Source organism: Thermofilum sp., from assembly GCA_038741495.1.
GTDB lineage: Archaea > Thermoproteota > Thermoprotei > Thermofilales > Thermofilaceae > Thermofilum.
This window is the reverse complement of the sequence record JAVYKX010000002.1, coordinates 481,697-495,848: the sequence shown is the minus strand read 5'-3', so window position 1 is coordinate 495,848 and position 14,152 is coordinate 481,697. Positions and strand designations below refer to the sequence as shown.

Here is a 14,152-nt window from a genome sequence, read left to right as displayed (position 1 = left end):
GATGCAGACAGACCGAGTAGCTATCGTCGGCGCCGGCCCCTCGGGCGCGTTTCTCGCAAGGCTGCTCAGCGACGCGGGGTACAAAGTGACCGTGTTCGAAGCGCTGCCGAAACTGGCGGTGAAGCCGTGCGGCTGGGGGGTGCCCTTCACTATCGATAGAGTCGTCAAGATTCCCGAGGATTACATCATCAGCGAAGTGCATGGGTACAGAGTGTACATCGATGAGGAAAAGCTCCTGGAGAGCAAGGGAGTGAAGTACGGGTATATTGTCGACAAGGAGAGGCTGCTCGAGCACTTCCTGGAAGGGGTCGAGGTCGTCAGGAGAGGAGTTAGAGAGCTCGGGAAGCTGGAAGGCTACGACCTCGTCGTCGACGCGCGGGGAGTCTCATCTTACCCTGGGAGGCGGGCTAGCGCGCTGCAGGCGATCGTTGAGGGGGTAGCCAGCTCCGACAGCATTGAGGTTCACCTGCTCACGGGGTTCACCGGGTACGCTTGGATCTTCCCGCTCGGGGGCTCCAGGGCGAAGGCCGGGGTGGGGGGCTTGGCGGACTTTGAGACCCTTCGAAGCTACCTTAGCTGGCTGCTCAAGCTTCACGGTAACCCTGAGGTTCGGCGGCTCGAAGGAGGGAGCATAGCGGCGGGAGGCATAATCTGGAGGGCAGGGGCTGTGAAGATCGGGGAGGCTCTCGGCGCTGTGCAGCCCCTGAGCGGTGAGGGCATCAGGCCCGGTATGCTGTCTTCGCTAGCCCTCTTCAGGTCGCTGCGGAGTGAGCGCAGCTTTAGTGAGGAGCTGAGAAGGACGGGGCTACCCTTCAACATCAAGGTGCAGCTTGCGATAGTGCGCAGGCTGGAGAGCCTCTCCCCTGAGGGACGGGCCAACCTCTACCGCACAGCCCCAAGAGAGATTCTCGAGCGGGTGACCGCCGGCAACCTGACGCCCAGCTACCTCGCCAGGGCAGCTGCTAAGTGGCCCGGCTTCTTCGCCAAGGTAGCGGGTCCCAGGTGGCTCACTGCGGCTCGGCAGCGATCAGAGTGACCCCGCAGTCAGCGCAAGATAACCCTTCGTAAATCTTCGGCTCCTCTGAAGGCACGGAGAGCGGCTCGTAGTCGAGAGCTTGCAGCACCCTCCTCACCCGTAAGCCTGACCGGCGCAGTAGATCCTCAACTTCCTCGAAACTGTAGAGCCGGGCTGAAGCCAGCACGGGGTCCTCCCCCCTCCTCCCCACTTCCTCGTAGAGCCGCCCCCAGCGGCTTTGCCTCTCGATGAAAAGGACGGCGAGAACGCCGCCCCGCCTGACGAGACTGCTGAGCTGCGCGAGCGCCAGCCCCGGCTCCTCCAGGAACTCGATGACCGTCACCAGGTACGCGAAATCCAGCGAGCGAGGGCGCAGGGGCGGCTCCTCGGCTGTCGACGCGAGCACGTGAGGGCACCTCTCCCTGCCCAGCTCGAGCATCTCCAGAGAGGGGTCGCAGCACACGATTTCGCGGTCTCTGGAGAGCACCTGCGCGAAAACGCAAGTCCCTGCGCCGACTTCCGCCCCCACCCCGGCCGGGAGCACGGAGCCCAGCATGCGGGCTTCCGTCTCGAGGACTACTCTACCCGCGGGCTGAGCGTACCACGCGTCGTAAGCTTTCGCGACTGAGTCAAACAGCTGGATAATCCTGGCGCGGTGAGGCACGGCTGCAATAGGCTGTAGCCCTTATATCGCTTAAGCTGCGGCTACGGGGAGAGCGTATAGGTTATTCTTTTCCGCCTGGCACCCTTGCTCTCGAGCTTCTGCACCACGATCTCGCCAACTTCGCACGTGTTCTTGACGTGAGGCCCTCCATCCGCCTGTATGTCGACGCCCGGTATCTCGACTACCCTTATCTCAGCCACATCGGGCGGTAACCGCTCCGCGAGCTTCACTATGCCGGGGATCTTCAAGGCCTCCTCTCGGGGGAGCCAGTAGACCCTCACCTCGATGCACTTCTTCAGGATCTCGTTGCTCTCCCTAACGGCCTCCAGAAGCGCAGCCTTCCAATCCTCCACGCCCGGCAGGTCGAAGTCATCCCTAGCGGCGTCCGGCTCGATGTGGCCTCCCGTCACGAGCGCGCCGTACTTTCTGTAGAGAACTGCCGCGAGAACGTGGCTCGCGGTGTGAAGTCTCATCATGCGATACCGCCTCTCCCAGTCGATCACTCCGCGCACAGTCATCCCCGCTGTAAGCCGCGACGAGTCGCTGACTACGTGAGCAACATCCCCGGCCTCCTCGACAGCCTGGAGGACTTCGACTCTCGAGCCGTCCGGCAGTATCAGCCATCCCTTATCCGTGTCCAGCCCCCCGCTGGGGCCCGGGTGGAAGGCGGTGCTGGTGAGGTAGACTTTACCGCTCTCTACGCGCGTGATCTGGGCTTCAAACTCGCGCAGATAGCTGTCGAGCTGGTAGAGGAGCTTTGACATCGCGTAGACTGAGCCCTAGGCCGTATTTGAGCGTTGCCCGCTCGATGAGGGAGAAGTTTGAGGTGCGTCAGCACGCGGTAATGAGGCTCACCGCTCGCCGGGGGGCAAGCTCACATCATCCGGGGAAGCTGCTTTGAGGGGTAATTAAAGCCTTTTGAGGCCTGAGGGCGCGGGTTTTTCGCAGCGGCAGCAACCTCAGAAGCCGCTGGCCCGCCGCTCCAGCAGCGCTAGCGCTTCCTCGAGCAGCTCGATCAGCTTTAGCGGGTCTTCAGCGAGGATGACCAGCGAGGGCTCCAGCCCCGGCGCAGCCTCGTAATAGTAGGCGTCAGCCTCCAAGCCTTTCTTAGCGGCTTCAGCGATAGGGCAGGCGCTGCTTGGCTCCACTCTCGCAACTCTAAGGCCGAGCCGCCCTAGAGCTTCGAGGAGCTCCCGCTCCGGCTTGAGGTTGAGAGCAGCCCTGATGTGCGGTCTCCGAGCCGAGACTGCGAGCAGAACCCCCGCAAGGTGCCTTGAAGCCCCGAAAGCAGGCTTCCCGCAGGCTCGCACCCCTCTCGACGTCCTGACTATTCGGCCCTCGATCGCAGCAACATCGTCGGGCGACTCCGCTCCCGGTCTAGCGTAAGCGATGTTCACTCCCACTTCTGGGATGAGGCGCTCCACCCCTCTCAGACTGCAGAACCTTTCAGCTGCGAGCGCCACCGCCGCCAGCTCTCCCTTCCCGGCCACGCCAGGAGCATAGAGGGCGACGACCTCGCTTATGGGAGCTTCCTGCACGAGGGCTCCGTCGACGACGACTCCGGTGCCTTCCGAAAGGACACGGCCTATCTCGTAGCACTCTAAGCCTAGGCTCGCCGCGTCACGCCTCACGGTAGCATCGCCCACGGCGATCAGAGCCCCGTAGGATGGCAGCGCTAGAGGCTCGCTCACACGCGGCGCGCGCTCTTCCACTGGAACGCTACCCCTATCCACCTCTATGACTCGCCTGTAAAACGCGCTCACCTCGAGCAAGGCGCCGAGCAAACCTCCCTCGGAGACATCGTGAGCCAGCTTTACCCCACCGATCTCGGCCAGCTTCAGAGCTTTAGGTAGAGGGGTAAGCTCCTCCAGCTCTACTTGCGCGCCAGCGAGCCAGGCGGCTTCAGAGCCCACCTTACCTAGCAAGTAGACTCTGTCGCCCTCTTCTGGAGCCAGCCTGGGGCGGAGCCTGCGGCCCAGCATCGTGGACGAGGCCAGAGGGTACTCTACTCCCTCGTACCTTCCCGTGTGGCCTCCTACGAGCTTGACGCCGTACTTCCGGCACTCCTCAATGAAGGTGGATAGGATTAGCTCCGCTTTCTCCGGGGGGTAGCCGGGCGGCAGGGTGAGATCCAGCAGCGAGTACTCAGGCTTGCCGAATGCAGCAGCGATGTTGGAGGCAGAGTAGTGAAAAGCGAAGAAGCCGAGCAGCTCGTCGGGCACGCCAACCGCTGGGTTCACTGTGACGAGAAAGCCCTCTACCTCGTTCGCGTCGAGCTCGGCTCTCACGCCGGCTCTCTCGAGAAGGGGGCGCAGGCGGCTTAAGCCGAGCTTACCCACCTCCACTCGCATCGACCCACGGGAAGGGGTAGCCTTTCTCGCGCAGCTTCTTCAGCTCCTCCGCGAGCCTCCGCTCAACTTCCTCGATCTTCTTTCGCGGGGGTGATGTAAGGAGCGAGAAGCCTATCCAGCCCATGAGCAGGAGAAAAGACCCGACGGTGCCCAGCGCTGTGAGCTTGAGGACGAAGATGCTGACGGAGTCGCTGCCGAAGAAAAGGAAGTAGACGTACGCCGCCCCCAGGGTGAGGGCAGTGAGAAGCAGTATGGCGCCGGCAAGCCTGTCTTTATCCACGCTCGCCACCTCAGCCTGTGCTCTCAGTCCAGACGCTCATAAAGTACTCTGTCTGCCTCGCGGCCAGCTCGGGGCTGATGATCAAGACGCTTGATTCGTGGTTGCGCATCATCGCCATGTAGCTGAAGTTGTGCGAGCCCACGAGAATGATGTAGCCGTCGATGATCACAAGCTTGGAGTGCGTTGTCACTGAGCGCGAGTCGTAGACTACCCTCACGCCGCCCTCCTTGAGCAACTGGTAGGCGTACGAGTTATCCTCTATCGAGTTCTCTAGAATCACCCTCACGTCCAGCCCCTGCTTGGCTTTGCTCACGAGGAGATTCGTGATCCTCATGATAGTGTCGGTATCGCTCTTGAAAACATACATCATGATGTAGATTGACCGGTTTGCGCGCGAAATTAGATCGAGCAAGGTGGGGTAGTAGTCCCGGTCGTTCAGCAGCTCCACGCTGACGCCCTGAACAGCTGCAGAGGGCGACGGGGCTGCCGAGCCTCTCCCCAGGAAGTACCCGGCGGCGAAGGCGGCGACTGCGAGAAAGATCATGGCGTACGCGACCGCTTGCAGACTCTGCTCGGAACGCCTCCGAGGCATAACAGCCACTGTGTAACGCTCGAGGCATGATCTGATAACTTTTTCTAAAGCTCAGCTCGCCGGGCAGTAAAGCATAACAGCTTTATACTCCATCATCACAGCGTTAGTGTGAACGAGCTGCTGAGGATCCTCGGCTGGGTGATGAAGATTGGTGAGGAGGAAGTACTGCTGAGCGAGATCTCCCGTAACTCGAGGAAAGCTCACGAGGTTCTCGAGCTCCTGAGGGCTCGCGGCGTCGTCAACGTGAGGAAGAAGGGGCGATTAACTATCGTCTCGCTTAACGAGAAGGGGCTCGAGATCCTGAGCTTGCTGAAGCGCGCTCGGGAGCTTCTCGAAACCCAGGGCCCCCTTCCTGCCGTGGCCGTGGAGCCGGAAGCGGCGGGCGAGCTGCCGAGCTTCGTCGCCGGTAACCCGTGGTTCAGCATCCTCGCGCAGCGGGGTAGGTCGCGGGTGGGGCTATGAGCTTGGTGGTGGTTGTCGGGAAGGAGGCGTTCACTCTGCGGCACTTGAAGGTGTTCAGGCGCGAAGAGCTGGAAGCTATCTTCGGCGAGCTGGCTCCAAGCATCGAGAGGGAGCTTAGCCGGGCCCTGCTGCTCCTCGCACCCTTAGCGGTCAGGGCTCAGGTGTGCGGCAGGGAGGTGCTGCTCGCCCCGGGGCTAACCTACGTCAGGGGTGCTGCGCTCGCGGTGCCTGGAGCTCTCACGGTGCCGGGGCTCCTTGACGCTGACTTCCTAGAGTACCTGCTCTTCGACCTCCCTCGAGTGCTCGAGGAGGGGAGGCGCGCGGTGCTGGTGGAGGACTTGGACGACCGCTTCACCCAGCATGAGGAGCAGGGGATCCGCTACGCTCTAGACATACTTTCCCGCGTGGCCTCCGCCTACAGGGTTCCTGTAGTCGTCTTCGGTGGGCGGGCAAGCGAGGAATGGAGGGGCTACGTGAAGCGGATCATCTGCACGAAGGAGGAGGGAAGGGTGCTCTGCTTCGTGGACGGGGAAAAGCTCTGCGGGTGATGCAAATGTCGAGGAGCGTAGACGAACTCGTGAACATCGAAGGCATAGGCCGCGTGACTGTCGCGAGGCTGAAGAGCGCAGGCATCAACTACCTTGAGGATCTAGTAGTCTACAACCCGGAGGAGCTCGAAGAGCTCGCTGGAATCGAGAGTGAGAAAGCTGCGAAGGTTATACGCGCTGCTAGGCGCCTGCTGGGCTGGGAAGCCAGGGTGGTGAGGGGCAGGGAGTACGCTGAGCAGCTCGCGAGGCGGGACACTTTCACCACCGGGGTTAAGGATATCGACGAGCTCCTCGGCGGGGGGATCGCTGTCTACGATATCTACGAGTTCGCAGGCGAGTTCGGCAGCGGTAAGACACAGCTCTGCCACCAGCTCTCCGTGACGGTCCAGCTGCCTCCGGCGAGGGGAGGGCTGGGGGGAGGGGCGGTCTACATCGACACTGAGGGGACGTTCAGCCCGGAGCGGGTGGAGGCAATTGCGAGGCGGTTCGGCGTCGAGGACCCTCTCTCCGGGATCTTCGTGGGGAGACCCATCAACGTTGACGAGATGGAGGAGCTTGTTGTGAGGAAACTGCCGGAGCTCATGCGGGAGGGTGTGCGGCTGGTGATCGTTGACTCAATCATAGCGCTCTACAGGGCCGAGTTCAAGGGGCGGGAGTGGCTGGCAGCGAGGCAGCAGAGAATCAACTACCTTCTCGACTGGCTCAAGAGGACTGCTAGAGTCCACAGCGCTGCGGTCGTGGTAACGAACCAGGTTGTCGCGGTGCCGAGCTCTTGGGGCGTGACGCTTAAGCTGCCAGCTGGAGGGAACATCATAGCGCACGCCTCTACCCACCGCTTCTTCATGAGGAAAGCAGGTGACGTGTGGGCTGTAGAGTGCCTAGACTCCCCCCGTATCCCGAGGGGGGCGGCGGCCTCGTTCCTCATAGCGGATGACGGGCTTCGAGATGTCAAGTGACACGCTTTTCCGCTTGCAGCTCCTGAGAGCGGCTGTGGAGCGGTTCTTCGCCGCGTTGGAGTCCAGAGAGCCGAAGTACACTGTGACCCAAGTGGCGCGCCGGTTCGGGAGGGGGCGGGGCCGGGGAGCTGGGGAGGGGGTGCAGGTTCACGCGGAGCTCTTCGGCGAGCCGGACTGGCTCCTTGAGCGCGAGGTCGCTGAGGCGCCTTTCCCCCTCGCCTGGCGTTTCCGCTTCGGCTGGCTCTACGGGGTGGCGGACCGCGTCCTGTTCTTTAGAGGAGAGCTGGCCGCGGTGATCGAGGTGAAGAGCTATGTGGGTGTGCGAGGTAGCGAGCGTGTCCAGGTTTCGCTCTACGCGCTCCTCGCGTCTTTGAACCTCCTCTCTAAGCCCAGGGCTTACCTGAGGACTCCTGAGCAGCTCGTTGAGGTCCTCGACTGGGAGAGCATCGCCCTCTCCGCTCTGCAGCGCGCGGCTCACAGCTCGTAGATCCTCCAGGATCGCTCCGCTTTCTCAGGCGTGTAGAGAGCCTCGTAAAGGATGTCTAGCCGGTACTCTCCGCGACTCATCACCTTCCCGAAGGGGTTTGTGTACTCGCGTGGCTTCTCGAGAGTGTAGCCGAGGATCTTGTAGTCCAGGATGATTCTGCACCTTGACAGTCTCCTGAGAAAGCTCAGCTCCCAGGCCCCAGGGTAAGCTAGAAGCTCTACTCGGCCCTCACCCGGCTGGGCGATGCTGGTGAACGAGAATGGTAGGCTCGACAGTGCCCAAGCTACTGCTTCTTCGAAACCTTCTCTGACTTTCAGCTGCAGAAGCCTCCCAGGCAGGTTCGAGTAGAGCCGCGGGATGGTAGCGTTGTAGAGGTGCAGCGGGCGCACGTGGTAGACGTGGTGGTAGCTCACTACCTGCTGCTTCAAGCCTACTTGCTCTCCAGCTCGAGAGAGCTTCGCGAAGGGATCTCTGGAGAGCTCTGCCACGAGCCAGAGGTCAATCTCGTCGACTCTCCTCGGGGGTATGCCCTCCAGCCGTGGAGCTTTCCCGGAGTCTACCACCTCGGGGAGATTGTCTAGAAGCGGTACGAGTTCGCCGTTCAGGTACTCTGTTAGGATCGCTGCATCCAGTCTCAGCCTGTAGGACACTGCTGGCCTTAAGCTGTCTTGAGATACTCCCAGGATGTCGGCGACGTCCCCCGCTTTGCCGCGCGGGACGAGGATCGCGAGAAGCAGACTCTCGGGCTGCATGCCAGTCTGGAGAGCCACTTTGAGGGAGATGTAGGGGAGACTCTCCTCCCAGAGCCTGGCAGAGAATCTCGTCGTGAGGATGTGCTCTTCGAGGCCGAGCGCCTTGTAGTCGAACACTCCTCTCAGCGTGAAGCGACCCCTCAGGGCTTGGAGCTTCCGCAGCACGTAAGAAGGTGATACTCCGGCGAGCTTCGCAGCACTAGACGCTGTGCGTGCCTGGGGGATACTCCTTAAAAGCGCGTACTCGAGCTCTGCGAGCTTCATCGCGGCTGCGACGCCCCGCGCTTCTACGCCTTGTTGCCTAAAACCCTCCTTATGGACTCGATGAGCTTGAGAGGAGTGTAGCCGTTCTCGTAGTACATGCGGGGGAGAAGCACGGCTGCGAGCTTGAAGAGCTCAGGCTCTTCCCTGAGCTTGACCAGCTCGTCCCGAACCCTTTTCGCGTACTCTAGGTGCTCTGAAGCCGTTCTGCGAGTGTTACTCCAGTCGAATAGCGCGTAAACCACGGCGCCCAGGAGCCTGCCGCTGTCGGCTTCCGGAAACTCGGATGCTCCGATAGTCATAGCAGCGATTTCTACCGATATCCTCACGAACTCCCGCCCGCTCTCAGTGAGCTCGAAGAAACCGTTTCGCCTGCGGAGCATACCTCTCGCGTAGAGACCCTGAACGATGAGGTAAGGAACCGCGTAGTCGAAACCCATACCGCTCACCACTCCTCCCGGCGTGGCGCGCAAGCCCGCTTTCGAGGCTGTCTCCACAAGCTCGCTCAGAAAAACGGTGAGAGCACTTCTCAGCTCGCCAGCTTCAAGGTAACCGGGTGTCATACTCCTTCAAATGCAGCACTAGCATAAAACCTTGCGCTGCTAACTGCAGTTTCAGCGTCCTATATTTCATCGTGCAACCTTTATATCACCGCCAGGGAAGATAAACCCAGAGAGGGTGGTAATGGGTAGGAGGGGTAAGGCGAAGGCTCCCCAAGAGGAGGATGTGGACGTTACAGAGCTCACGCGGGAGATGATACTCTCGGAGGAGGAAGAGGGGGTGGAGAGCGAGCTCGAGGAGTACACTCCTCCTGCCGAAGGGGAGGAAATCAGGCTCGAGGACCTCGAAGGTGTAGGCAGGATAACTGCGCAGAAGCTTCGCAGCGCGGGCTACTACACTGTCACCGATATCGCCTTCGCGTCAGCTCACGAGCTGGCGGTAATCCTGGGGTCGGAGGAGAGAGCGATGGCCATCATCAGGGCCGCTCAGAGGCTAGTGAGCAGAGGAGAGGAGTTCATCACCGCGAAAACACTCTTCGAGAAGAGGAAAAGCCTCGAGTACATCTCTACTGGTGTGAGGAGTTTGGATGAGCTGCTTGAGGGTGGTGTGGAGGTGGGGAGTTTGACGGAGTTTATTGGGGAGTTTGGTGCTGGGAAGACTCAGCTCTGCCACCAGCTTGCGGTGATGGTCCAGCTCCCCAGGGAGAAGGGGGGCCTCTCCGCCAGGGCGCTCTACATCGACACCGAAGGCACCTTCCGGCCCGAGAGAATCATCCAGATCGCAAGGTACCGCAACCTCGACCCCGAAAAAACCCTCGAAAACATCCTCTACGCAAGAGCATACAACAGCGACCACCAGATGCTCCTGGTGGATGAGGCGAAGAAGTACATCGAGAAGCTGAACATACGGCTGGTGGTGATCGACAGCTTAATCAACCACTTCAGGTCGGAGTACCCGGGGCGCGAGAACCTGGCTTCAAGGCAGCAGAAGCTTAACAGGCACATCAGCCAGCTGCACAGGCTCGCAGGCATCTACAACCTCGCCGTCGTAGCCACCAACCAGGTCATGGCTTCCCCGGACGTATTCTTCGGGAACCCGCTGAAGCCCGCTGGAGGAAACATCATGGCACACGGCTTCACGTACAGGGTGTGGTTGAGGAAGGGGAAGGAGGGGCGGCGCATCGCCAGGATCATCGACAGCCCTAAGCACGCTGAGAAGGAAGTCGCCTTCGCGATCACGGAGGACGGCGTTGTCGACGTCTAGGTGAAAGGTTTAAAGGCCGATTGGGGGCAGTGGTGAGGGGGAGGTAAGTGGGTGGAGGGAAGAAGAGGCCCACGGTCTCGCAGCTCGAGAAAAGAATGAAGAAAGAGCAGGAGAAGGAGAAGAAGGAGGAAAGCCGTAAGCCCCAGATGAAGCTTCAAGCTTCCACCGGCGAACTCTCGGAGGCTTCGCTCGAGTCCATTATCAAGGAAGTCAGGAAAATGAAGTACGTGACTCCTTACGTGGTAAGCAGCAGGTTCGGGATCACCATCAGCAGGGCGAAGAGGGTCCTCAGGGAGCTGGCAGCGCGGGGGGTGCTGGTCCCCTACGACCTGAACCACCGCGTCCCGATATACGTGCCCGCCTCATCCTAATCCTTCCTTCGAAAGACTTCTGAGAGCTGAGTAGAGCTAGGCCGAACTCTTTTAGCGAGCGCGAGAAGCTCTTCTTTAGCGTTCACCACACCCGCTCCGTCGATACCGGGCTCCACGACCTCTACTAGCCCTCTTCTCAGAAGATCTTCGAGAACACGCCTCGGGTCTTTAACTCCCATACTCTCCAAGTCCTCTATCAGCCTCAGCTTGCCGACGCTCCAGTAGCGCTCCAGGTACCTTACAGCCTTTACTAAGTCCTCGTCTGCTAAAAGCTCTCTAAGCTCAGCTGCCAGCTCGAGGGAAGTCTCAACGGGCTCCTGCTGCACGCCACCCTCCCCAACTTCCTCGGCCTCCGGGCGCTCGGCAGAACCCTTCTCGGGCAGCGGCTGCTCTTCACGCTCCTGGGCGATGAACTTCAGCAAGCTTCCTCGCTCAGCTACAGCTCTCCGCCGCCCCCTTGCTTTCTCCCTCCTCTCGGCATGCGAGGTTGCGGGCGCCCTCTTCGTGAGCGCGGGCTGCTGAAGCTGGGGAGCGGGCTGGGCCGGCTCCAGAGTGGAGGGTATCTCCAGGTTGAAGATCTCGTCGATCACGCGCTTATCACCGCTTCCCCTCAGCTCCCCGGTCTCCAGCACCTCCTCCACCAGGATGTAGAGGGTGAGCATAGTCAGGCCCTTGTCCCTAGCCCACCTCACGAGGTCTTCAGCAGACACCCTGCCGCTCCGCTTCACAAACTCGATGAGCTCGCTCCGGTAACCCTCGAACTCTGCCATGCCCTGCTAGGTCTGCGGGCAAGCCAAGATATTTACGTTTGCGCGCGCCAGGCCTCCCGTGTCGTTTCCCTGGCTGGCGGTGGACGCTGCCGACATCCCCGAGCGGCTCAGAGAGGCATTGAGAAGGCTAGGCTACAGGCAGCTGAACGCCCTGCAAGTGGCGAGCCTGGACTTCGCGAGAGCTTACGAGAACCTGCTGCTCGTGGCTCCCACAGGCTCCGGCAAGACAGAAGCTGCTCTCCTGCCGATCCTGGAGGCCCTGCTGAAGGATGGGGGAGAACCTGTGAACGCCCTGTACGTGACCCCTCTTCGAGCGCTGAACAGGGACATCCACTACAGGGTGAAGGAGCTGGTAGAGCTCCTCGGCTTCTCCGCAGAGATTAGGCACGGTGATACGCCGCAATCTGCTAGGAGGCGGATAGCCGAGAAGCCACCACACCTGCTGATCACGACTCCTGAAACGCTCCAGTACCTTCTCGTCGACAAGAAGCTTAGGCCCGCTCTGCGCAACGTGAAGTGGGTAGTCGTAGACGAGCTCCACGAACTCCTCGACGATAAGCGGGGGACCCAGCTGGCGCTAGCGCTTGAGCGCCTGCGCTTGATCGCGCCTAAGCTCCGCGTCATCGGGCTTTCCGCCACGCTCCGGGACCCCCACGCTGCCCTTCGCTTCCTCGTCGGCAGCAGACCGGGCAAGGTGGTCGAGTGGGAGGAGAGGAAGAGCTTCGCTATATCCATCGAGGAGCCGCCGGCGTCTAGCGACGGCGAGGCACTCGATCCTTTCGGCGAGGCTGCAGCGAAAATAGCAGAGCTCGCGAAGAGCGGTGGAGTGCTGGTGTTCACAAACACGCGCGACACGGCGGAGCTCCTCGGGAGAGTGCTCTCTAAGGACTACTCTCTCGAGGTTCGCGTCCACCACGGCAGCCTCTCGCGCGCAGAGCGAGAGGAAGCTGAGCACCTATTCAGGAGTGAAGCTGTGAAAGCGGTTGTAGCGACTTCAAGCTTGGAGCTGGGCATAGACATAGGGTACGTGAAGCTGGTCGTGCAGTACGGTTCACCGAAGCAAGCCGTGAAGCTCATACAGCGCGTAGGCAGGGCGGGCCACAAGCTTCACGAGACCTCCAGGGGCGTTGTGATCCCGCTGGGACTCGAGGACATGGTGGAGGCTGCGGTGCTGGCGAGGAGAGCTCTGAGGAAGAACCTGGAGCAGCCCCGGCTCTTCCAGGAGCCCCTCGACGTGCTGGCGCACCAGGTGGCAGGGCTTATCATGGAGCACGGGCCTCTCCCCTTCGAGAAGCTCTACCGGATCGTGACCAGAGCCCACCCTTACGAGAACCTTTCCGCGGGCAGGCTCGCCCGGCTGCTCCGCTTCCTTGAGCAGCTGGGGGTTTTACGCTTCGACGGCGAGCACGTGAAGATGGGTAGGAGGACGATCAGCTACTACTTCAGCTCGGCTTCCATGATCCCCGATACACCCTCGCTGGAAGTAGTTGACGCCGCGTCGCGCAGGACTATCGGGCACCTGGACTACTCCTTCGCCTCCCTCCTAGACCGCGGGAAATCGGTAATCCTCGGGGGGCGCACGTGGCTCGTAGAAGATGTCGACGTGGAGAGCGGTAAGGTGATCGTGCGCGAGCTCTTCGAAGAGCTCGGGGAGCCTCCGGTCTGGACCGGCGCGTCCCTCCCAGTGGAGTGGAGAGCCGCGAGAGAGGTCGGCTCCCTCTACAGGAGAGTGGCGGAGGCCTTAGGCGACCCGGTGAAACTCGAAAAGCTTCGCAAGGAGTACATGCTGCCGCCGCAGGGGTTTAGCAGGCTCGTAAGCCTCCTGGAGAAGCAAGTGCGGGGTTTCGGCTTCGTACCCCACGAGAACTACCCGACAATCGAGGTTACGCGGCAGAAAGGCAGGGTGTTCGTCGTCGTTCACTCGTACCTCGGCACACGGGGGAACAGTTTGCTGGCCATCCTGCTCGCTTACGCTGCGCGCGCCGCACTCGGAGTGACAGTAAAGTACTTCTCAGACCCCTACAGGGTTCTCCTGATCGCTCAGAGACCGCTCTCTCGAGCAGACCTAGAGAGCATCCTTAAGAGCGGGCTGCAGCTAGCTCTCGCTAACTGCGGGGAGGCTGTGAGAGAAAGCTACGCCTACGAGCTCGAGCTCCTACACACGGCTGGTAGGGTGGGGGTCATAGACAGGAGGAGGCTCAAAGAGCTGAACATCAACCTAAAAATACTGAAGAAGAGGCTGAGGGGGACCCCGGCTGACGAGGAAGCTCTCCAGAGCTGCTTCGTGGAGCACTTCGACCTCGAGAGCGTAGAGCGCTTCGCGGAGAAAGTTTCGAGAGGCCTCTTCGTGATAGCCGAGACACCTGAGCTCAGCCCCCTCTCCCAGCTCATCTTCGAGAAGCCCGCGGTCAGGGTCGGCATCATGGCCTCCGGCATACCGGTAGAAGCCGTGCTGATGGCGGTGAAGCGCAGGCTTGAGAGCTCTAAAGTCGTGCTGTTTTGCGCGCTGTGCAACGAGTGGCAGGCAGAGGTGAAGGTAGCTGACGCTAAGAGCGTAGGCTCCTGCCCGAAGTGCGGCTCGAGGGCGCTCGCCGTGCTAAGGAGCTACGAGTTAAGCGCGATCACCGCTTTCAAGAAGTGGAGGAGAGGAGGGGTGCTGAGCGAGGAGGAGAAAAAACTCGTCGAGAAGGTCAGGCAGTCGGCCAACCTCTACATGTCTTACGGCTACAGGGCTGTGCTAGCACTGGCTGGGCACGGTATCGGCCCCTCCACCGCGAGGAACATCCTCTCCAAGAGCTCGGACGAAGAAGACCTCTTGAGGAACATCCTAGAAGCTGAGCTCAACTACACAAAAAACCGAAAGTACTGGGAGGACTAGG

At 61.0% G+C, this 14,152-nt stretch carries 16 protein-coding genes; 8 read left to right on the top strand and 8 right to left on the bottom strand.

The genetic code is table 11. From position 1 onward, the window contains the following. The first annotated feature begins 1 nt into the window (after position 1). A complete protein-coding gene (locus QXU72_07405; protein ID MEM0495065.1) occupies positions 2-1,036 on the top strand; it encodes an NAD(P)/FAD-dependent oxidoreductase in 1,035 nt (344 codons plus the stop codon). Here QXU72_07405 and QXU72_07400 read toward each other — a convergent pair. From QXU72_07400 to QXU72_07380, 5 genes are all read right to left on the bottom strand, one after another. After that, complete coding sequence (locus tag QXU72_07400; GenBank protein MEM0495064.1) at positions 1,008-1,679, bottom strand: class I SAM-dependent methyltransferase; 672 nt, start codon at positions 1,677-1,679, stop codon at positions 1,008-1,010. The genes QXU72_07405 and QXU72_07400 overlap by 29 nt on opposite strands. Before the next feature lie 41 nt (positions 1,680-1,720). Further along, positions 1,721-2,443: an alanyl-tRNA editing protein AlaXM gene (alaXM, locus tag QXU72_07395; GenBank protein MEM0495063.1), complete on the bottom strand. Its 723-nt coding sequence runs from the start codon at positions 2,441-2,443 to the stop codon at positions 1,721-1,723. Between the two features lie 195 nt (positions 2,444-2,638). Then, complete coding sequence (locus QXU72_07390; GenBank protein MEM0495062.1) at positions 2,639-4,024, bottom strand: thiamine-phosphate synthase family protein; 1,386 nt, start codon at positions 4,022-4,024, stop codon at positions 2,639-2,641. Then, the gene (locus QXU72_07385; GenBank protein ID MEM0495061.1) at positions 4,011-4,310 is read right to left on the bottom strand and encodes a transcriptional regulator; all 300 of its coding nucleotides are present in this window, start codon (positions 4,308-4,310) and stop codon (positions 4,011-4,013) included. Before QXU72_07385 ends, QXU72_07390 begins: the two co-directional genes overlap by 14 nt. 10 nt (positions 4,311-4,320) lie before the next feature. Beyond that, the gene (locus QXU72_07380; protein ID MEM0495060.1) at positions 4,321-4,902 is read right to left on the bottom strand and encodes a phospholipase D-like domain-containing protein; all 582 of its coding nucleotides are present in this window, start codon (positions 4,900-4,902) and stop codon (positions 4,321-4,323) included. A 108-nt stretch (positions 4,903-5,010) separates the two neighbouring features. Between QXU72_07380 and QXU72_07375 the strand changes: the two genes are divergently transcribed. From QXU72_07375 to QXU72_07360, 4 genes are read left to right on the top strand one after another with little or no spacing between them, the layout of a single operon-like run. Further along, entirely contained in the window at positions 5,011-5,364 is a 354-nt protein-coding gene (locus QXU72_07375; protein MEM0495059.1) for a hypothetical protein, read from the top strand. After that, positions 5,361-5,912, top strand: a complete 552-nt coding sequence (locus QXU72_07370; protein MEM0495058.1) for a hypothetical protein — start codon at positions 5,361-5,363, stop codon at positions 5,910-5,912. Before QXU72_07375 ends, QXU72_07370 begins: the two co-directional genes overlap by 4 nt. A 5-nt stretch (positions 5,913-5,917) precedes the next feature. Next, positions 5,918-6,868, top strand: a complete 951-nt coding sequence (gene radA / locus QXU72_07365) for a DNA repair and recombination protein RadA (protein ID MEM0495057.1) — start codon at positions 5,918-5,920, stop codon at positions 6,866-6,868. After that, positions 6,858-7,355, top strand: coding sequence for a hypothetical protein (locus QXU72_07360; GenBank protein MEM0495056.1), 498 nt, complete (start codon positions 6,858-6,860; stop codon positions 7,353-7,355). The genes radA (QXU72_07365) and QXU72_07360 overlap by 11 nt, the downstream gene beginning before the upstream one ends. Here QXU72_07360 and QXU72_07355 read toward each other — a convergent pair. Next, a complete protein-coding gene (locus QXU72_07355; protein ID MEM0495055.1) occupies positions 7,343-8,371 on the bottom strand; it encodes a hypothetical protein in 1,029 nt (342 codons plus the stop codon). The two genes, QXU72_07360 and QXU72_07355, sit on opposite strands and share 13 nt — an antisense overlap. A 23-nt stretch (positions 8,372-8,394) precedes the next feature. Further along, positions 8,395-8,931 (bottom strand): hypothetical protein, encoded by a 537-nt coding sequence (locus QXU72_07350; GenBank protein MEM0495054.1) that lies wholly within the window; start codon positions 8,929-8,931, stop codon positions 8,395-8,397. 121 nt (positions 8,932-9,052) lie between these two features. Here QXU72_07350 and radA (QXU72_07345) point away from each other — a divergent pair, with 121 nt between their 5' ends. Further along, positions 9,053-10,132 (top strand): DNA repair and recombination protein RadA, encoded by a 1,080-nt coding sequence (gene radA / locus QXU72_07345; protein ID MEM0495053.1) that lies wholly within the window; start codon positions 9,053-9,055, stop codon positions 10,130-10,132. Between the two features lie 47 nt (positions 10,133-10,179). After that, on the top strand, positions 10,180-10,503 hold the full coding sequence (locus QXU72_07340) for a 30S ribosomal protein S25e (GenBank protein ID MEM0495052.1): 324 nt from the start codon (positions 10,180-10,182) through the stop codon (positions 10,501-10,503). Here QXU72_07340 and QXU72_07335 read toward each other — a convergent pair. Beyond that, positions 10,500-11,273 (bottom strand): hypothetical protein, encoded by a 774-nt coding sequence (locus QXU72_07335; GenBank protein ID MEM0495051.1) that lies wholly within the window; start codon positions 11,271-11,273, stop codon positions 10,500-10,502. The genes QXU72_07340 and QXU72_07335 overlap by 4 nt on opposite strands. A 58-nt stretch (positions 11,274-11,331) precedes the next feature. Between QXU72_07335 and QXU72_07330 the strand changes: the two genes are divergently transcribed. Then, on the top strand, positions 11,332-14,151 hold the full coding sequence (locus QXU72_07330; protein MEM0495050.1) for a DEAD/DEAH box helicase: 2,820 nt from the start codon (positions 11,332-11,334) through the stop codon (positions 14,149-14,151). Position 14,152: the final 1 nt, after the last annotated feature.